The 18,312-nt window shown below is 59.7% G+C and carries 20 protein-coding genes and 1 tRNA gene; 9 read left to right on the top strand and 12 right to left on the bottom strand.

Features of this window, described 5'->3' with window-relative positions; translation table 11 throughout:
- Positions 1–179 precede the first annotated feature (179 nt).
- Positions 180–620: a MarR family winged helix-turn-helix transcriptional regulator gene (locus tag JJQ51_RS28100; RefSeq protein WP_113330024.1), complete on the top strand. Its 441-nt coding sequence runs from the start codon at positions 180–182 to the stop codon at positions 618–620.
- A 252-nt stretch (positions 621–872) separates the two neighbouring features.
- Here the strand turns inward: JJQ51_RS28100 and JJQ51_RS28095 are convergent.
- The 3 genes from JJQ51_RS28095 to JJQ51_RS28085 all read right to left on the bottom strand — a co-directional run bounded on the left by JJQ51_RS28095 (position 873) and on the right by JJQ51_RS28085 (position 4,775).
- Positions 873–949 (bottom strand) — tRNA-Arg (locus JJQ51_RS28095).
- Between the two features lie 125 nt (positions 950–1,074).
- Positions 1,075–2,595, bottom strand: a complete 1,521-nt coding sequence (locus JJQ51_RS28090; protein ID WP_269245556.1) for a sensor histidine kinase — start codon at positions 2,593–2,595, stop codon at positions 1,075–1,077.
- A 173-nt stretch (positions 2,596–2,768) separates the two neighbouring features.
- Positions 2,769–4,775, bottom strand: a complete 2,007-nt coding sequence (locus tag JJQ51_RS28085; RefSeq protein WP_269245555.1) for a HAMP domain-containing methyl-accepting chemotaxis protein — start codon at positions 4,773–4,775, stop codon at positions 2,769–2,771.
- 417 nt (positions 4,776–5,192) lie between these two features.
- Here JJQ51_RS28085 and rpmH point away from each other — a divergent pair, with 417 nt between their 5' ends.
- Genes rpmH through yidC form a run of 3 tightly spaced genes read left to right on the top strand, consistent with a single transcriptional unit; the run spans position 5,193 to position 7,556 of the window.
- The gene (gene rpmH / locus JJQ51_RS28080) at positions 5,193–5,327 is read left to right on the top strand and encodes a 50S ribosomal protein L34 (protein ID WP_041677194.1); all 135 of its coding nucleotides are present in this window, start codon (positions 5,193–5,195) and stop codon (positions 5,325–5,327) included.
- A gap of 25 nt (positions 5,328–5,352) precedes the next feature.
- Positions 5,353–5,754, top strand: coding sequence for a ribonuclease P protein component (rnpA, locus tag JJQ51_RS28075; protein WP_015338668.1), 402 nt, complete (start codon positions 5,353–5,355; stop codon positions 5,752–5,754).
- Entirely contained in the window at positions 5,754–7,556 is a 1,803-nt protein-coding gene (gene yidC / locus JJQ51_RS28070) for a membrane protein insertase YidC (protein WP_269245560.1), read from the top strand. The genes rnpA and yidC overlap by 1 nt, the downstream gene beginning before the upstream one ends.
- Before the next feature lie 91 nt (positions 7,557–7,647).
- On the opposite strand, the gene arsK is transcribed toward yidC, so the two are convergent.
- From arsK to JJQ51_RS28050, 4 genes are read right to left on the bottom strand one after another with little or no spacing between them, the layout of a single operon-like run.
- Positions 7,648–8,841 carry an arsenite efflux MFS transporter ArsK gene (gene arsK / locus JJQ51_RS28065; protein ID WP_152095573.1) on the bottom strand — a complete coding sequence of 398 codons (1,194 nt, stop codon included), beginning with the start codon at positions 8,839–8,841 and terminating at the stop codon, positions 7,648–7,650.
- A complete protein-coding gene (arsC, locus tag JJQ51_RS28060; RefSeq protein ID WP_173004584.1) occupies positions 8,816–9,244 on the bottom strand; it encodes an arsenate reductase (glutaredoxin) in 429 nt (142 codons plus the stop codon). The genes arsK and arsC overlap by 26 nt, the downstream gene beginning before the upstream one ends.
- Positions 9,241–9,942: an aquaporin gene (locus JJQ51_RS28055; RefSeq protein WP_269245554.1), complete on the bottom strand. Its 702-nt coding sequence runs from the start codon at positions 9,940–9,942 to the stop codon at positions 9,241–9,243. Before JJQ51_RS28055 ends, arsC begins: the two co-directional genes overlap by 4 nt.
- 25 nt (positions 9,943–9,967) lie before the next feature.
- Positions 9,968–10,321 carry an ArsR/SmtB family transcription factor gene (locus tag JJQ51_RS28050; protein ID WP_113330020.1) on the bottom strand — a complete coding sequence of 118 codons (354 nt, stop codon included), beginning with the start codon at positions 10,319–10,321 and terminating at the stop codon, positions 9,968–9,970.
- 42 nt (positions 10,322–10,363) lie between these two features.
- Between JJQ51_RS28050 and JJQ51_RS28045 the strand changes: the two genes are divergently transcribed.
- A complete protein-coding gene (locus JJQ51_RS28045) occupies positions 10,364–10,876 on the top strand; it encodes a DUF6428 family protein (RefSeq protein WP_113390014.1) in 513 nt (170 codons plus the stop codon).
- Between the two features lie 124 nt (positions 10,877–11,000).
- Positions 11,001–11,660: a ribosome biogenesis GTP-binding protein YihA/YsxC gene (gene yihA / locus JJQ51_RS28040; RefSeq protein WP_113231905.1), complete on the top strand. Its 660-nt coding sequence runs from the start codon at positions 11,001–11,003 to the stop codon at positions 11,658–11,660.
- Positions 11,661–11,733: 73 nt separating this feature from the next.
- Here yihA and JJQ51_RS28035 read toward each other — a convergent pair whose 3' ends face one another.
- The 3 genes from JJQ51_RS28035 to JJQ51_RS28025 form a co-directional block, all read right to left on the bottom strand.
- Positions 11,734–12,291, bottom strand: a complete 558-nt coding sequence (locus JJQ51_RS28035; RefSeq protein WP_113330017.1) for a fasciclin domain-containing protein — start codon at positions 12,289–12,291, stop codon at positions 11,734–11,736.
- A 108-nt stretch (positions 12,292–12,399) separates the two neighbouring features.
- A complete protein-coding gene (locus tag JJQ51_RS28030; RefSeq protein WP_152093757.1) occupies positions 12,400–13,113 on the bottom strand; it encodes an anti-sigma factor in 714 nt (237 codons plus the stop codon).
- Positions 13,110–13,649, bottom strand: a complete 540-nt coding sequence (locus tag JJQ51_RS28025; protein WP_113330016.1) for a sigma-70 family RNA polymerase sigma factor — start codon at positions 13,647–13,649, stop codon at positions 13,110–13,112. Before JJQ51_RS28025 ends, JJQ51_RS28030 begins: the two co-directional genes overlap by 4 nt.
- 285 nt (positions 13,650–13,934) lie before the next feature.
- Between JJQ51_RS28025 and argB the strand changes: the two genes are divergently transcribed.
- Complete coding sequence (argB, locus tag JJQ51_RS28020) at positions 13,935–14,822, top strand: acetylglutamate kinase (RefSeq protein WP_015338657.1); 888 nt, start codon at positions 13,935–13,937, stop codon at positions 14,820–14,822.
- Positions 14,823–14,888: 66 nt separating this feature from the next.
- On the opposite strand, the gene JJQ51_RS28015 is transcribed toward argB, so the two are convergent.
- A complete protein-coding gene (locus tag JJQ51_RS28015; protein WP_095433830.1) occupies positions 14,889–15,659 on the bottom strand; it encodes an isocitrate lyase/PEP mutase family protein in 771 nt (256 codons plus the stop codon).
- 217 nt (positions 15,660–15,876) lie between these two features.
- Here JJQ51_RS28015 and JJQ51_RS28010 point away from each other — a divergent pair, with 217 nt between their 5' ends.
- On the top strand, positions 15,877–16,581 hold the full coding sequence (locus JJQ51_RS28010) for a pyrimidine 5'-nucleotidase (RefSeq protein ID WP_269245553.1): 705 nt from the start codon (positions 15,877–15,879) through the stop codon (positions 16,579–16,581).
- 113 nt (positions 16,582–16,694) lie between these two features.
- On the top strand, positions 16,695–17,360 hold the full coding sequence (locus JJQ51_RS28005; protein WP_269245552.1) for a calcium-binding protein: 666 nt from the start codon (positions 16,695–16,697) through the stop codon (positions 17,358–17,360).
- A 71-nt stretch (positions 17,361–17,431) separates the two neighbouring features.
- Here JJQ51_RS28005 and JJQ51_RS28000 read toward each other — a convergent pair whose 3' ends face one another.
- Complete coding sequence (locus JJQ51_RS28000) at positions 17,432–18,304, bottom strand: LOG family protein (protein ID WP_113351299.1); 873 nt, start codon at positions 18,302–18,304, stop codon at positions 17,432–17,434.
- Positions 18,305–18,312: the final 8 nt, after the last annotated feature.

Genomic DNA, 18,312 nt, shown 5'->3' with positions numbered 1-18,312 from the left:
ACACGAAAATGTCCGCGCCAATCGGTGCATCAGTTACGGCGTCATTTTCCTCGAGCATCGCCCTTTCTCCTGTTAGGTTAAACACGTCGAACCGTAACAGGAGGTGCGACTAGCCCCATAGGATCTCCCTCCTTTAGTATGAATACCATACTATATGGCAACCGGACTTATTTGGAAATATGGTAACACCCTACACGCAATCACTTCTGCTCTACGCCTACCAGGCTTCCGCACAGGCGCTCATCCAGACACTGCACGAGCGCGGTCATCCAGCCATCAGACCGAAGCATGGCGCAGTCTTTGCCAATATTGATGAAGAAGGAACCAGAGCCAGCCTACTTGCCGAAAGGGCGGGCATGGGCAAGGCCGCAATGGGCGAACTGATCGATGACCTGGAACGTCTTGGCTATGTCAAGCGGGTGCCGGTTCCTACGGACAGGCGCGCCAAGCTCGTCACCGCCAGGCCGGAGGCGCGGCAGGTGATGCAAATCGTTCACGAATTTAACGACGGGATCGAACGGCAATATCGTGAGCTGTTGGGAGAGCAAGCCTATCAGATATTGCGCACCGCCCTGCGGACCATCGCGGCAAAGGAGGACATACAGCCCAGAATTCGTTAAGGCAAAGAAGCAGGCAGATATTCAGGCGGCGCAACATCGCTGACAGCGCCGACCGCGCAGCGGCATGGACATCACAGGCTATTGCGAATGCTTGCGCAGGTCGAAGCTAAGACATGTCGCGCAGAAGTGTTCGGCGGCTTTGCTGCAGCGACTGCGCAATATCAAAGACCCAACGCGCGAGAAGCGAATCTCAAGGATCGCGATACGCTTTAGATAAGAAGATGCCAAGCTTGTTCTGGAATAGTGAAAAAATGGCGCACCCGAAGAGATTCGAACTCCTGACCCCCAGATTCGTAGTCTGGTGCTCTATCCAGCTGAGCTACGGGTGCGTGGCCGAAACGGAAGAAACCGTTGGCGTGGGCGGTTCTCTAAAGCCTCCCTTGAGGGAATGCAAGTGGATTTCTGAAAAAGATCGCGATTTTCGTGCATATTGACGCCAAGCAGCTGAAAACAATCAGTTTTCTTGGAGGCTTCTGCTGCGATAGTCATCGAGGGATACCGGGCGGTCGGGAATTTCGATGCGAAACTGCGTGCCGGCCGCCGGTTTTTCGACGAGCGCAATGGTGCCGCCATGGGCAAGGACGAGTTCACGGGCGATTGCCAGGCCAAGGCCGGTGCCGCCCGAGCGGGCTGAACCACGGAAAGCCGTGAACAGGTTCTCTCGCGCCTTTTGCGGCATGCCCGGCCCCGTATCGTCGACGGTAATGCTGACGACACTGCCGATTCGATGCGCCGAAACCGTGATCCGCCTGACGCTGTCGGGCTCCGCCTCGCCGAAAGCGATCAGCGCCTGATGGGCGTTGCGGCAAAGATTATGAATGACGCGGAACAGCTGCTCGCTGTCGGCATCGACCTCCAGGTCAGGGCTGAGCTGTTCGATGAACTCGATGCCGCTATCCGGATCGATCGCCAGAATATCGCGGACCTCCTCGACAAGCTCGAATATGCGAATCTTGCGCCGGCGCGGCGCCGATTCGGAGGTCTGGCCAAAGGAAAGAACTTCGGTCGTATAGCCGACGGCACGATCGATGGTGCGCAGCAGCTTCGGGGCGAAGCGCTTGACCATCGGGTCATCGACATCGACCAGGCGGTCCGACATCAGCTGCGCGGCCGAGAGAATATTGCGCATGTCATGGTTGATCTTCGACACGGCAAGGCCGAGGGCGGCAAGATTTTTCTGTTGCTTCAGCGTCTTCTGCAGCTGCGATTGCATCGAGGCCAAATGGCGTCCGGCAACAGCAAGCTCATCGCCGCCCTTGTCGGGAACGAGAACGCGGCCGGGATCCTCCGGATCATCGGAATAGGCCTGCATGCTGTCCGTCAGCCGGCGGATGGGACGAATCATCATGCGGTTGATCGCAAAGAAGATCAGTGTTGCGGTGAACAGCGAGATGAGAATGGACACGAAGAAGACGCTGGTCGAATAGGCAAGCATCGCATTGCGGAGACGTGTATCCTTCAGCACAACCTCGATACCGGTGTTGGCATCGCCGCCGACGGGGCCGAACACGCGGATGATGCGATTGCCGCCGAACAGCAGCGTATCGAGCGCATCCTTGATGGCGGTGAGCTGCGACACGTCGCTGAGATCGTATTTCTCATCGACAGAGGCTGGCATCTCGACCGTCGCCAGCAGGCGCGACGTGCCGTCCTTGCGCAGGACGATGGCCCGCGTGCCAGTCGCCATCAGCGTCTCCTTTTGCAGAGCACGCGGCAACTCGGCCGGCTGCAGGCCGTCGATGACGATGGCGGCGGCGGCGGCGGTGTTCAGCCGATCCTCCAGCCATCGCAGCCGCATGTTGGCGACCGACGGCACGAAGATCAGCACTTCCGCCAACGAAATGAAAACGACGGTGAGAATGAGAAGCTTGCCGGAGAGGCCGCCGAAAATGCCTGTGGGACGGCAAAGCTGGGACAGGCGGCGTTTTTCAACCTTGCCGTCCTTTACGGCACCCTTATCCTGCCCACTGTCCATTTCAATTGTCCCGCTTCGCCGCAAAGCGATCTGATGCGACCTGATCGAAACTAGATAATAGGCGATTGTCGGCTTTTTTCCAATCGGCTCCGGATTTTGGCACAAGACCAAGGCCGGCAACGATGCCCAAGCGCCGCAACCAGCCTCATATTGGTGAGATCAGATCGGCAGGATCAGAACTCTTCCCAGCCCTGCGCAGCGGCAGCCGGAGCAAGCGCTCCTCCGCCAAATGCAGTCGCGACTCTGTCGATCATGCGCCGGGCCGGCGAAGCAGCCGGGCGATGCGTCTCGGGGCGCGCTGGAACGGGAGCGGAAACATTGGCTGCGTCGACCTTGAAGCGCGAAACGAGGTGGACAAGGCCATCCGCCTCGGCTGCCAATCGATGGGTCGCGGCCGAGGTTTCCTCGACCATGGCGGCGTTGCGCTGTGTGACTTCGTCCATCTGGTTGACGGCGTTGTTGACCTCGGACAGGCCAGTTGCCTGCTCGCGCGCCGCCGTTGCGATCGAGTGTATGTGGTCGTTGATCTTGAGGACACGCGCTTCGATGGACGACAGCGCCTCGCCGGTCGCCTGCACAAGCTTGACGCCGATCTGCACCTCGCCACCGGACTTGCCGATCAAGGCCTTGATATCCTTGGCAGCTGTTGCGGAGCGCTGCGCAAGCTCGCGTACCTCCTGGGCAACTACTGCGAAGCCCTTGCCTGCCTCGCCGGCACGTGCGGCCTCGACGCCCGCATTCAATGCCAGAAGATTGGTCTGGAAGGCGATATCGTCGATCACACCGATGATCTGGCTGATCTCGCCCGATGCCTGCTCGATGCGTCCCATGGCGTCGATAGCGTTACGCACGACCGTGCCGGAACGGGCCGCATCGTCCTTGGCTTCGCTGACCATGACACTGGCTTCGCGCGCCCGCTCCGTGGAATTCTGCACGACGGAGGTGATCTGATCGAGCGCCGCCGAGGTCTCTTCCAGGGCGGCCGCCTGCTGTTCGGTGCGCTTGGAGAGGTCGTCGCTGGCGTGGCGGAGCTCGTTGGTGTTGGAGTTGATCGAACCAGTGGTCGCGCGTACCTCGCTCATGGTGCTCTTCAGCGTCGCAAGCGTCGTATTGACGTTCTGCTGCAGCTCGGCAAAGGCGCCCTGGAATTCGCCCTTCATCGCCTGGGTCAGATCTCCGTCAGCCAGGCTTGCAATGACGCGGCGGACCTCGCCGATTCCCGTGTCGACGCTGATCAGGAGCTCGTTGACGTTGCGCGCGAAGCGGTTGAGATTGACGTCACCGTAGTCCTTCTCGATGCGCTGGCTGAAATCGCCGGCTGCCGCGGCAGAAACTGCGAGAGACATGCTCGATTGAAGCTCGTCGCTCTTGGCGCGCATGGCTGTTTCTTCGGCATTCATGCGGCGCACGGCATTGCCGTTTTCCTTGAAGACGTCGACGGCCGCGGCCATCTCGCCGATTTCGTCCCGGCGGCCGGCAAACGGCACCTCGATATCGAACTGGCCGTTGGCGACATTCTTTATCGCATCCGTCACCTTGCGGATCGGGCGGCTCAGGTGGACGGTTCCGATATAGGCTCCGAGGCCGACGCCCGCCACGATACCGGCAATCATGATGCCGAGGACGACCCACAGGACGTTGCTATGAAAAGCTGCAATCTCGGCTTCGGCTTTCGCCAGCTCCGCCTTGTCGGTCTGGACGATCGCATCGATCTCGGCCTGGAAAGCCTTGCGGTTGGCGCGGTTCGCCTCGTTGTTGCCCTGCTTGCCGGCGGCGTCCGGGCCATCGGTCACGCCGAGCCTGGCCGTTTCCGTGCGAAAGACGCGGAACTCCTGGGCGCGGGCCTGCAGCTTTGCGAATTCGGGCTTCTGCATCTCCGGCACCAGAGGCGCCCAGCTCGTCAGCACCTTGTCGATTTCGTCGAGATCGGCCATCAGCCCATCGGCAAAGGGTTTGGAATCCTTTGCCGCGGCAGCGGCATAGATGCCGCGCGCCTCCATGACCACTGCGGTCACGTAGCGATTCAGGCGCTCGCCCATGTAAGCGCGGCTCGCCGTATGCTCATAGCTCTGTAATTTCTGGTCATATTGATGCAACGCATAGAGGGCAGTGGCGCCAATCAGAAGCGCCGCCCCGGCCATGACAGATACAAGCAGATTTATTTTGCCGCGAATTTTCACAATACCCCTCCGGCGCAGATCCCATCCCCCATAAATCGATGGGTTTTACGACATAGAGCTAGATATCGGCTAAAATCATTAACGTTATATTGAAGTATTTTTAATCTAAACGTACGGCATTCCTAACTATACTTTCCATATATTTTAGAATATCCTCAATCTATATTTAAGGTTGCGCACATTCCGGCGAGCATTGCCGCCAAAGCACGTTGCCGCGGCCGATTGGCGCGAATTTGCCTGATTTCAAGGAATCTGCGCTCCTATAATTGACTTCCGGGGCCTTGATCCGTATAAGCCCGCGCACGTCCGGTCATGGAGCCTGCTTTTGCGGGCCAAGTCCGTTCGCCATAATCAACAACGCTCCTTGCTATTCAAAGCAAAGCTCAAGAAGGGCCGCACTCCGCGGTGTTTAAATAAATGAAGCGTACCTACCAACCATCCAAGCTTGTCCGCAAGCGTCGTCACGGCTTCCGTGCGCGTATGGCCACCAAGGGCGGCCGCGCGGTTCTTTCCGCTCGCCGTAACCGCGGCCGCAAGCGTCTTTCGGCCTAAGGGCCGAAGTGCCCGATAATCCAGGATGGCGGGCAAATTGACGAATGAACGACCCAAAAAGACTGTCGGGCGGCTGAAAAGCCGGCCGCAGTTTCTTGCAGTCCGCGAAGGCGAGAAGCGCAGAGGCAGCTTCTTTCTCATCGAAATGCTGGATCGCAAGACCGCCGACGCCGAACCCCGCGTCGGTTTTACCGTCACCAAAAAACATGGCAACGCGGTGGAGCGCAACCGCATGCGGCGCAGGCTGAAAGAAGCCGTGCGGCTTCACGCCGGATTTGCAATGCAGCCCGGACACGACTATGTGGTTGTCGCGCGACGCGAGGTGCTGACCGCGCCTTTCGAAAAACTGGCGAGCGAACTCGTAAGCCGCATCGAAACCAGGCCGAAACACCGGCGGTCGGAAAAGGACCGCTCCAGGAAAGTATGATGGAAAACAACCGCAATTACTTCATTGCAATTGCACTGTCTGTGCTGATTGTTCTCGGCTGGCAGTTTTTCTACATGAACCCGCGCCTTGAAGCGCAGCGTCAGGCCGAGCAAGCCGCCAAGCAGCACCAGCAGGCGCAGCAGGCCCAGACGACGCAGCCAGCTCCCGCGGGCACTGCGGTCAACGGTTCGCTGCCGGCGAATGGCCAGACGACCTCGGCGGTCCTCACCCGTGACCAGTCCGTCGAAAAGACCGCATCCGCGCGCGTTGTCATCGATACGCCGGCCCTTGCCGGCTCCATCAACCTGGAAGGCGCTCGCCTCGACGATCTCCGTCTGAAGGCCTATCACGAGACGGTCGACAAGAGCAGCCCGATCATCACCCTGTTCAGCCCGGCCGACACCAAGGACGGCTATTTCACCGAACTCGGCTATGTTGGCAGCGATGCGACCGGCGCAGTCCCAGGCCCTTCGACCCTGTGGAAGCTCACGAGCGGCGACAAGCTGACCGACAAGACGCCGGTGACACTGTCCTACACCAATGACAAGGGCATCACCTTCAGCCGCACGATCTCCGTCGACGATCGCTATATGTTCACGATCACCGACAAGATCGCCAACGCCAGCCAGGCGCCGATTGCGCTGTCGAGCTATGGCCGCGTCACCCGCTACAACAAGCCCGAGACGCCTTCCGCCTACGTCCTGCATGAAGGCTTCATCGGCGTTATCGGCGATGACGGCCTGATCGAGACCAAATATGCGTCTACCGAAAAGGAAGCCACGACGCCCGCCAAGGCGACCGGCGGCTGGCTCGGCATGACGGACAAGTATTGGGCTGCAACCATCGTGCCGCCGCAGTCGACCGCTTATGACGCCCGCTTCTCGCACTTCGCGGATGGCACGCCGCGTTATCAGGCAGACTACAAGCAGGATGCGATCACGGTAGCCCCCGGCCAGTCGATCGACCTGAAGAACCTCGTCTTCGCCGGCGCCAAGGAAGTTCCGGTCATCGACCGCTATGAGACCAGCTATTCGATCCCGCGCTTCGACCGCCTGATCGACTGGGGCTGGTTCTATTTCATCACCAAGCCGATGTTCAAGCTGATGGATTTCTTCTTCCGCTACTTCGGCAATTTCGGCGTCGCCATCCTCTGCACGACCATCGTCGTCAAGGCGCTCTTCTTCCCGCTCGCCAGCCGGCAGTATGCCTCCATGGCGAACATGAAGCGCGTGCAGCCGAAGATGGAGGACCTGAAGGCCAAATTCGGCGACGACCGCATGGCCCTGCAGCAGGCGACCATGCAGCTCTACAAGGAAGAGAAGATCAATCCGATCGCGGGTTGCTGGCCGGTGCTCTTGCAGATCCCGATCTTTTTCTCGCTCTACAAGGTGATCTACATCACCATCGAGATGCGCCATGCGCCGTTCTTCGGCTGGATCCGGGATCTTTCGGCTCCGGACCCGACCTCGATCGTCAACCTGTTCGGCCTGCTGCCGTTCGCGGCTCCGACCTTCCTGCATCTCGGCGTCTGGCCGCTGATCATGGGCGTCACCATGTTCCTGCAGATGCGCATGAACCCGACGCCTCCCGATCCGACCCAGGCGATGATCTTCAACTGGATGCCGCTGGTATTCATGTTCATGCTGGCAAGCTTCCCGGCCGGACTCGTGATCTACTGGGCCTGGAACAACACGCTCTCGGTCATCCAGCAGTCGATTATCATGAAGCGCCACGGCGTGAAGGTGGAGCTCTTCGACAATCTGAAGGGCCTCTTCAAACGAAAACCGGCACCATCGAAATGACGACAAAAGCCCTGCTTCGGTGGGGCTTTTCTTTATCCAGCGGCAGGTGCGATCGACGCCACCCCCAGCACCGATGCGCCGCCCATAATGGTCATCGCAATGCTGCGATCGAAGATAGCGCAACGATGGAAAGCCCGCCGAGAGCGGCCGTGACGGCGAGTGACGGCGTGATGCCGATGTTCTCCATCGCGAAGGCCAGAGCGAACGGGGCAAGAGCTGAAAGGATCAGCCGCGCCGCCATCATCTTCCCCTGAAGCTTCCCGTAGCCGTCACTGCCGAAAAGATGCAGAGGCAGCGTCCCGGTGACGATGCTGAGGAGGCCGTTGCCCATGCCGAAGATTATCGCGAAGGCCATTGCGCCGGGCACGGAGGGAGCCGAAAGCAGAAGCACCAGCAGCCCGCCCGGAATCAGCGTCGAAGCGATCACGGCCAGATGGAGTGCTGGCAGGTTCTTGCCGAACATCATATTGGTGAGGCGGCTGCCGACCTGCGATGGGCCGAAGAGCGTCCCTACGAGAACCGCGGTCGCACTAAGACCAAGGCCGGACAGCAGCGGCACCAGATGCACCAGAACGGCCGAACTGACCAGCGACATCAGCGAAAAACCCGTAACCATGATTGCAAAGCCAAGGCGACGGCGAGCAGGTGGCAACACACCCTCGACGCGAGGGGCTACGGTCGCTGCCTTCGACCCGTGCGTGGTTCCCTGACGCGACAACCAGGCGTGGATTGGCAGGCAGATACAGAGGTTGAGGACGGCGAAAACCAAATAGACATTCTGCCATGTGAGATGCGCATGAAGTGCCGTGGTCGTCGGCCAGAAGATTGTCGAGGCGAATCCGCCGATCAGCGTCAGATAGGTGATACTGCGGGAGGCGACCTGCGGTCGCATTTGCACGAGCAGCGCAAAGGCCGCGCCATACTGGACCAGGTTGGCGGAAGCTTCGATCGCGACAAGTGCAGCAACATAGGCTGCCTTGTTGGGCGCAAAGGCACAGGCGGCCAGGGCGACAGCCGCCATGAGGGAGCCGATCGTCATCACCCGGGCGGCGCCGATCCTGTCGAACAGCACGCCGAGCCATGGTGCGGTGAGGCCGCCGATCAGAAGCGCAGCCGACAGCGCGCCGAAAACCCATTCGCTCGACCATGCGAACTGCGCGACCATATCGGGCGCGAGGATGCTGAAGCTGTAGTAGAGAGTGCCGTACCCGATGATCTGCGTGATGCCGAGCGCGAGCACGGCAAGAAGAGGCACCCGTTCAGACAAGACGCTTGCCGTCAGCATCGAGAACCTGCTCGCCATCCTCCTTGGCGAACGGGCCTTTATGCGTATCGGGCAGGATATCCAGAACGACTTCCGAAGGCCGAGCCAGACGCGTGCCCATGGGCGTGACGACGAACGGGCGGTTGATCAGGACCGGATCCTTCAACATGGCATCGAGCAACTGGGCATCGGTCAGGTCCGGATTATCGAGGCCGAGTTCGGCATAGGGCGTGCCATTTTGGCGGATCGCCTGCCGGACAGTCAAACCCGCATCGGCAATCATCCTGATGAGATCATCCCGACTTGGCGGATTGCTCAGATATTCGATGACGGTGGGCTCGATGCCGGCATTGCGGATCATCGCCAGCGTGTTGCGCGAGGTGCCGCAGTCGGGATTGTGGTAGATCGTGACATCCATGGTCATGGGGCAAGTTCCGTTTCAGCGAGAGTTTGAGGATTGCGGGCTTCCATCAGCAGCCAGCTCGCGAGCAACACCGCCAGCAATGCGCCGAGGATTTCCGCGACGATGAAACCCGGCAGATCGACAGGACGGATGCCGGCGAAGGTGTTCGTCAGCGAGCGGGCTATTGCGACAGCCGGATTGGCGAAAGAGGTGGAAGCGGTGAACCAGTAGGCAGCCGTGATGTAGAGGCCGACCAGCCATGCCACGGCGTCGGCGCGAAACCGCAGGCCGGCGAGGATGAAGAAGACAAGGCCGAAGGTGGCCGTCACCTCGGCCAGCCATTGCGCGCCGCCGCTGCGAATGGTGGTCGAGGCCTGCAGCAACGGCAGTTCGAACATGGCATGCGCAAGGATCGTTCCGAAAATCCCGCCAAGGATCTGGGCGACGACATAGCCCAAAGCCGACATCGCGGTCAGCTCGCGGCGTATCGCAAAGACCAGCGATACGGCCGGGTTGAAGTGAGCGCCGGATATCGGCCCCAGGACGGTGATCAGCACGACGAGGATCGCACCCGTAGGCAGCGTATTGGTGAGCAGCGCAAGCGCCGTATCGGTCGTCAGCCTGTCCGCCATGATGCCCGAACCGACCACCGTCGTGACCAGAAGACCCGTGCCCAAGGCCTCAGAGACAAGACGGCGCGAAAGCGGAAAAGATGTCATGGTTTCAGGCCCGAGATCAGCATATTCATGGAACATTTCTCGCAGCTGGTACGCAGCAGGCAGCGACTTGCGTCGCCGGCGCGCAGACCTCCGGGTGCCCCGCGCAGCAGTCTTCCATCAGGAAGCGGACGAGACCTCCGAGCACATGGTAGTTGGCGGTGTAGACGATAGAGCGGGATTCCCGTTGCTGGCCAATGAGGCCGGCCCGATCCAGTTCCTTCAGATGGAATGAGACATTCGAGGGCGATACGCCGAGCTTCTCCGCAATCGCGCCCGCAGCCATGCCGTCAGGACCGGCAACGACGAGCATGCGGACGATCTGCAGCCGGGTCTCCTGAGAGAGAGCGCCGAACGAAGCGAGGGCTTGACCTTCATCCATATTTCAATAATCCTTGAAACGTTGAAATATGGAGTACCTCAAATGAACGCGATCGACAAGACCCCAGCTTCGGATATCAGCATCGGCCTTCTGCTTGAGACCTTGGCCGCTTCCCGCGATCTGCCCCTTGTATTCCGCTATAACGGACGGCCGGTGAGGCCAGGCTATCACGTCACAGAAGTCAAAGCCGGGCAGTTTTCGGCACTGGACTGCGGGGCCAATCCGGAAACATGGGCGGAGATTTTCGTGCAGCTTTGGGATATCGACGAAGGCAACCGCACGCATATGCCAGCGGGCAAATTCGCCGCTATCATCCGCAAAGTTTCCGAGCACGTGCAGCTCGACGGTTCCGCAAGGCTGACCTTTGAGGTAAGCGACGGGGTGCAGCCGATGCAGCTCTACTGCGCATCGACTCCCGCTATCGGCAACGGCGCGGTGCATGTCAACCTCATTCCCCGCGCAGCTAGCTGCAAGCCGCGTGACCGGTGGCTGGTCGCGCAAGCTCAAGCGGCGGCTTGCTGTGGCCCAGCAAATGCCGTCACGTGTTGCGGTTAGCCATTACCGACTCTTTGAGGCGGCATCGAAGCTCGGCGGCACGAAGCCAAATGCCGATCCAAACTTGACTTTCGCGGATAAAACCTCGAAGCCAATCCACTCATTCAAGCAAAAGACTGAGTAAATGGCAGATCAGACGACAAAAGACGACAAGCCGCTTTTCGGGCGTCCGTGGATTTTCATCCGTGGCGTGCCGTCGATGAAATTTCTGCCGCCGGAAGGGCCGCCGGAAATTGCTTTTGCCGGCCGCTCCAATGTCGGCAAGTCGTCGCTGATCAATGCCCTGGTCGGGCATAAGGGCCTGGCGCGTACCTCGAATACGCCGGGGCGCACGCAGGAGCTCAACTATTTCGTTCCCGACGGCTTTTCCGGCGAGGGCGGCGATCTGCCGCCGATGGCTCTGGTCGATATGCCGGGCTACGGCTATGCCGAAGCGCCGAAGGATCAGGTCGACGCCTGGACGAAGCTAGTCTTCGACTATCTGCGCGGGCGCACGACGCTGAAGCGCGTCTATGTGCTGATCGACAGCCGCCACGGTATCAAGAAGAACGATGCGGAGGTCCTGGACCTTCTCGACAAAGCTGCCGTTTCCTATCAGATCGTGCTGACCAAGACCGACAAGATCAAGGAAGCAGGCATACCGAAGCTGCTAGCCGATACCGCTGAAAAAATCCGCAAGCGCCCCGCCGCTTATCCCGGCATCCTCGCCACCTCATCGGAAAAAGGCGCTGGCCTTCAGGAATTGCGCGAGGCCATTGGCCTGACGGTCGGCATCCAGGTCTGAAGACCGACCGGTCAAGTGAGGCCGCCGCCCCCAACCCCGCATAAGGCGACGGCGGCCGTGTTGCCGCTAAGGATTACATCTTCGGCAACAACACCTTGTCGACGACATGAATCACACCGTTCGACTGCTTGACGTCGGCGATGCTGATATGGGCAATGCTGCCGGCTTCGTCGGTCAACGTCAGCTTGCCGCCCTTGTCCACGGCCTTGATCGTGCAGCCGCCGACCGTCTTCAGATCGTATTCGCCGCCCTTGCTCATTGCCCATTTCTTGATGGCGGCGGCCATGTCATCACCGGCGACGACGTGGCAGGTCAGCACCTTGACCAGCTTCTCCTTGTTCTCGGGCTTCAGCAGGGTTTCGACCGTGCCTGCTGGCAGCTGCTTGAAGGCTTCATTGGTCGGAGCAAAGACGGTGAATGGGCCTTTGCCTTCGAGGGTATCGACGAGGCCGGCCGCCTTGACGGCTGCGACCAGGGTCGTGTGATCCTTGGAATTGACGGCATTCTGGATGATGTTCTTGCTGGCATACATCGCAGCACCGCCCACCATCGGGTCCTTGGCATAGGCTAGGCTGCTTGCGGCCGACAGGATTGCGGCAGCGGCGGCAATGCGAAACACAGTCTTGATCATAACGTACCTCTTCCTCTCTGTTGCCCCGATCAGGCCGGGTCGAAAGAAGATACGGAGCATGCTGTCAGGGAGTTTCAGCCGCGATCGTTTTTCGGGAGGCGAAATTCCTCAGGGCAAATGGATCGTGCCGGAAGCAACCACATCGCCCGTTGGTTTGCCGGTCGGCGAGCCGCCAAAGGGCTCGACACTGACGGCGATGATGGCGCCTTCAGTCAATTTGGCGTGAAGTTCCGGCGACAAGACGATTTCCCCATCGCCGGTCGGTGGCAGTATGCCCAGCGCCTCGGCGGGATCGCTGCCGCGAATCAGCCAGAGCTCCAGCGATTTCTCCTCGGGTTTGCCGGCGGCGACCGGCGTAATTTTCAGGCGCCCATTGGCGACGTCGTAATTGGCGAGGAGATTGAAGGGACTGTTCTGGCCGGAAAGGGATGCGGTGAGCTGCTTGCCCGGGCTCGTGCGCAAGCCGCCTTCATTCGTGATGGCGAAGACGAGTACGCCGGCCGCCAAGAACAGCGAGCCCAAGGCGACCGAGCGCCACAGCATCAGCGAATTCCAGAGATGGGCGCCGAACGCCGCTTCGCCGAAAATCCGCTTTTCGATCTTCGGAAATACGGCGGCCGCAGGCGTCACCGCCTCATATTCCTCGTTGAATTCCGAGAGATTCTGCTCCCAGCGGCTGACGATTGCGGCGAACTGCCGGTCGCTGCGCATGCGGCGCTCGACCTTCTGCCGGTCTTCCAGGGAAAGCACGCCAAGCACATATTCTCCGGCCAGGACTTCATCGCGGGAGCGGCCTCCCTTGCTTTGATCGGGCGTACTCATCGGTCCATGCACTCTCTCAGTCTGATTAGGCTTCGGCGCAGCCAGGTGCGCATAGTATTCAATGGCACAGCGTGTTGGTCGGCGAGCTCCTGGTAGCTCAAGCCCTCGACATAGGCGCTGCGAACAGCCCGCGCACGATCAGCTTCCAACTCTTCCATGCACCTGTCAATCCGCCTTCCCTCTCCCTTCACGATTGCTTGCTCTTCGGGGCCGGGTTCCAGGTCGGCGAGATCGTAAGCGCTGTCTATTTCGTCAGCTACGGGCTTGCGGGCACGGACGAAATCGATGGCGCGATTGCGCGCGATCGTCATCAGCCAGGCCATTGCCGGCCCTTCCGCAACAGCAAATTGCTCGGCCCGCTGCCAGACCTTGATATAGACCTCCTGCAAAACCTCTTCAGCATCCGCCTTGTTGCCAACGATGCGCAGGCAAACACCGAGAAGTTTCGGGCTGGTACGCTTGTAGAGTGCGGCAAAGGCTTTCTGGTCGCGCATGGCAATGCGGCCAATCAGCGCTTCCGTCTCCTCGCTCGCCATCCAAATCCCCGGGGTACAACGCCTGCACCATCTTTAGAAGAAAACTCCGCCTCGGCAAACGCATCCGCACCATCAATTTCGGCGACGCTAATGTGACATAGCGTCAACGAAAGTGCAGCGCGATCTTTCAGATGCACTTTTCGCGCTTTAGGTCTTTGGTTTTTCGCATATCGTTGTCGCAAAACCGCTGAACACCTTTGCGCGACATGCTTTAATCCCGAGATCATTATTCCCTCTGTCAAAAACTTGAGATAAAAGGCCGCGATCAATTTCGAAGGGTGCACCATGTCCGAAGCCCAAAGCGAACTCCAAGCCAACCTGCTCGCACAGGCGCTGCCCTATATGCAGCGTTACGAAAACAAGACCATCGTCGTGAAATATGGTGGTCATGCCATGGGCAATGTCGAACTTGGCAAGGCCTTTGCGGCCGATATCGCGCTCCTGAAGCAGTCCGGCGTCAATCCGATCGTCGTCCATGGCGGCGGCCCGCAGATCGGCGCCATGCTGACGAAGATGGGCATCGAATCGAAGTTCGAAGGCGGCTTGCGGGTCACCGACCAGAAGACGGTCGAGATCGTCGAAATGGTGCTCGCCGGCTCGATCAACAAGGAAATCGTCGCGCTGATCAACCAAACCGGTGAATGGGCGATCGGCCTTTGCGGCAAGGACGGCAACATGGTCTTCGCCGAAAAAGCGCGCAAGACTATCAAGGACCCCGATTCCAACATCGAACGCGTACTCGATCTCGGTTTCGTCGGCGAAGTGGTCGAAGTCGATCGCACGCTGCTCGATCTGCTTGCCAAGTCCGAGATGATTCCGGTCATTGCCCCGGTCGCCCCCGGCCGCGACGGCGCGACCTATAACATCAACGCCGATACCTTTGCCGGCGCGATCGCCGGTGCGCTCAGTGCCACGCGCCTGCTTTTCCTCACGGATGTTCCCGGCGTCCTCGACAAGCAGGGCCAGCTCATCAAGGAATTGTCCGTCGCCCAGGCCCATGCGCTGATTGCCGACGGCACGATTTCCGGCGGCATGATTCCGAAGGTCGAAACCTGCATCGACGCCATCAAGGCCGGTGTTCAGGGCGTCGTTATCCTCAACGGCAAGACGGCCCATTCCGTGCTGCTCGAGATCTTCACCGAGCGCGGTGCGGGCACGTTGATCGTTCCCTGATAGGGCACACTCATTGAGAAAATTCAGGCGCTCCGCAAACGAGATTGCGAAGCGCCGAGGGGCTCGTCAGGACGGCCGATAGATCGCTTCAGCCTCGCTTTTCAGCATTCCCATGACCGAACGATAGGGAGCCGGCCCATAGCTGATGCGGCTGACACCCAGCCTTGCCATGGTCTCATTGTCCGGCGTGGTCGGCCGCACCATGATGTTAACAGGCAAAGGCGAGCGTTCGCAGAGGGCGCCGATCAGATCCGGTTCGACCAGGCCCGGCGCGAAGAAACCGCTGGCACCGGCCTCGGCAAAAGCATCGGCGCGCTGAAAGGCATCGTCCAGCAGGAGCTGATGATGCGCCGTATCGCTTTCCTGCAGGAAAAGATCGGTGCGGGCGTTGATGAACAAGGGCATTTCCCGGCGATCGGCCATCTCGCGGATGGCGCGGATGCGTGCTGCCTGCGTTTCGATAGGATGAACGCCCTGGCCGCCGATCACCTGATCTTCGAAATTGATGCCGATGGCGCCGTGATCCATGATCTTTTCGACATTGGCGGCGACTTCCTCAGGCTCGACGGCATAACCGCCCTCGAAATCGACCGACAGAGGCAACGGGCTCGTCACCGAAATCAGCCTGGCGGTCACCGCCAGCAGCGATAGCGGGATTGCCTGGCCGTCCCCGAAACCATTAGCAGCGGCGACCGACCAACTCCCCGTTGCCAGCGCCTTAGCGCCCGCCTCCGTGACAGCCTTGGCAGAGCCCGCATCCCAAATATTGAAAAGGATCAGCGGCTCACCCTTCTTGTGCAGCCGCGCGAATTCCTGCGCCTTTTCCACCTGACTCATCGCATCCCCTCCGAAAAGCCCGGCCGGGTGATTTCTCCTCCGCGACCCAAAAGAGCGTAAGCTCTCCCTCACATGGCAAATAGAGTAAAACCCCGGAAATCAATGGTAAAATCATAGCCGGCATTAGATCGCACGGCAATCTCCCCAAAATGGTTGAGATGCGGCAGCATGAATATTTCCCTTCCCCCGTCCGGAGCGGGCGTGCCATAAGACAGGCATGAGCCAGACAAAAACGCTATCCGAGCCAGCCGATTTCTCCCACATCCGTGATTGGGTATTCGATCTCGACAACACGCTTTATCCGCATCATGTCGATCTCTTCGCGCAGATCGATAAGAACATGACGGCTTACGTCTCCGCCCTTCTGCACATGGAGCGCGAAGAGGCCCGCAAGCTGCAGAAACAATATTATCTCGATCACGGCACGACGCTGCAGGGTTTGATGATCCATCATGGCATCGACCCCAACGACTTCCTGGAGAAAGCGCACGCGATCGACTATTCGGCGCTGACGCCGCAGCCGGAGCTCGCCGCCGCTATCAAGGCACTGCCGGGACGCAAGTTCATCTTCACCAATGGCAGCGTCAAACATGCCCAGGCGACGGCCGGCGCACTCGGCATCCTCGATGGCTTCGACGATATTTTCGATATCGTCGCGGCTGACTATGTGCCGAAGCCTGCCGGCAGCACTTACGACAAATTCATGAGCCTTCATCGAGTGGATACGGAGAGGGCGGCCATGTTCGAGGACCTGCCGCGTAATCTTGCCGTACCGAAGGCGCTCGGCATGAAGACGGTGCTTCTTGTGCCGCAAAATCTCGAGACGGCCATCGTCGAATGGTGGGAGCGAACGACCGGCGAGGACGACCACATCGACTATGTGACCGACGACCTCACCGCCTTCCTGAAAGCACTGGTTTAACTGTTCATCAGGACGTGGTTACCAAAGTTTCATGCGCCTTACAGAGGTTTAATTGGTCGTTTTTGACCGCCAACCGTATCGTTTGATCATTCCTCGACACGAAAGGAAAAGCGATGAACGGGAAAAAACTTCTTCTGGCTGGACTTTCCGCAACCCTGCTTCTCGGCGGTGCCGCACAGGTGGCGCTCGCCGCTTCGCATGATGGCGACCGTGGGGGCAGGCATCATCACGGCCGCTGGCACAGACCTCATATTTCGCCCGAAGTCCTTTACGTGCGCATGCTGAAGGAATTCGGCAATCCCGGTGACACGAAGCTCACCAAGGATGAGGTCAAGGCTGGCGTCGACAAGATCTTCGACCAGATCGACGTGAACCACGACGGTGAGATCACCCCCGGCGAATATCGCGCCTACCGCCAGGAGCAGATGAAGCAGTGGCGAGCCGAACATGCCAAAGCTGAGGGCGACAAGGCTCAAGATGGCCAGGCTCAGGGCGGCGATCAGACTCAAAGCAATCAGGCTCCGGCCGACCAGTCCAAGAGCGATCAGGCTCAAAACGACAATGACAACGACAAGGGTGGCGAAGCCCATCGCCATCACAGACCGCATGGCCGCTTCATGCACGAAGCTATGGTCTTCCGCTTTGCCGATACCGATCAAAGCGGCCAGATCAGCAAGAAGGAGGCCGAAGACGCCATGAACAAGCTCTTCGACCGGCTGGATCGCAATCATGATGGCGTCGTCAACCTTGACGACATGCCGGGCCGCCCGCTGCTCTAAGCCGATCGCTCCGGCAACAAACCCATGAACAAAGGCCCGCCCTCGCCCAAGCGACGGCGGGCTTTTCGTTATCAGTGCCCGTTGTCGTGCTCGTAGAAATCGGCGACGATCTTCCAGGCCTCGTCGGCGGTATCGACGAAGCTGATAAGGTTCACATCGTCCGGCGCGATGGTGCCGAACTCCGCCAGCGCATCGAAATTGATGATGCTGCGCCAGAACTTTTCACCAAAGAGAATGAGCGGCAGGCGCTCCATACGGCCGGTCTGGATGAGCGTCAGGCATTCGAACAGTTCGTCGAGCGTGCCGAAGCCGCCCGGGAACACCGCGATCGCCTTAGCTCGCACCATGAAGTGCATCTTGCGGATCGCGAAATAATGGAAGTTGAAGCTGAGTTCCGGCGTCACATAGGCGTTCGGCGCCTGCTCGTGCGGCAACACAATGTTGAGGCCGATCGAGGGCGCGCCTTCTTCTGCCGCGCCGCGATTGCCCGCTTCCATCACGCCAGGGCCGCCGCCGGTGACGACGACGTACTCATGGAAGTCGAAGCCGGCGGAATAGCGCGAGCAGAGTCGGGCGAACTTGCGCGCCTCCTCGTAATAGACCGATGCGGCTTCGAGATTGGCGCGCTGCACGTCATTGCGAGCAGCCCAGGCATTGGTGCCGGGGGCGGGAATACGTGCGCCGCCGAACATCACGACAGTCGACTTGATGCCGCGCTCGGTCAGCGACATTTCGGTCTTCAGCAATTCCAGCTGCAGGCGGATGGGCCGCAATTCCTCACGGCAGAGGAAATCCTCATCGGCATAGGCAAGCCGGTAGGATGGCGACATCGACTGCGGCGTGCGCGGCACCGACTCGGCCCGCTGCTTGTCCGCCGAGCTCGTCTTCAACGGGTCCCAAACCCCGTCCTTGCGCCTCAGCCTGCCGTTCTTCCCCTTGCTCATCTACTCAT

Source organism: Rhizobium sp. AG207R (assembly GCF_027109195.1).
Lineage (GTDB): Bacteria > Pseudomonadota > Alphaproteobacteria > Rhizobiales > Rhizobiaceae > Rhizobium > Rhizobium dioscoreae.
Note: the sequence above shows the minus strand (reverse complement) of the source record. Positions and strands in the feature narration are given on the sequence as shown.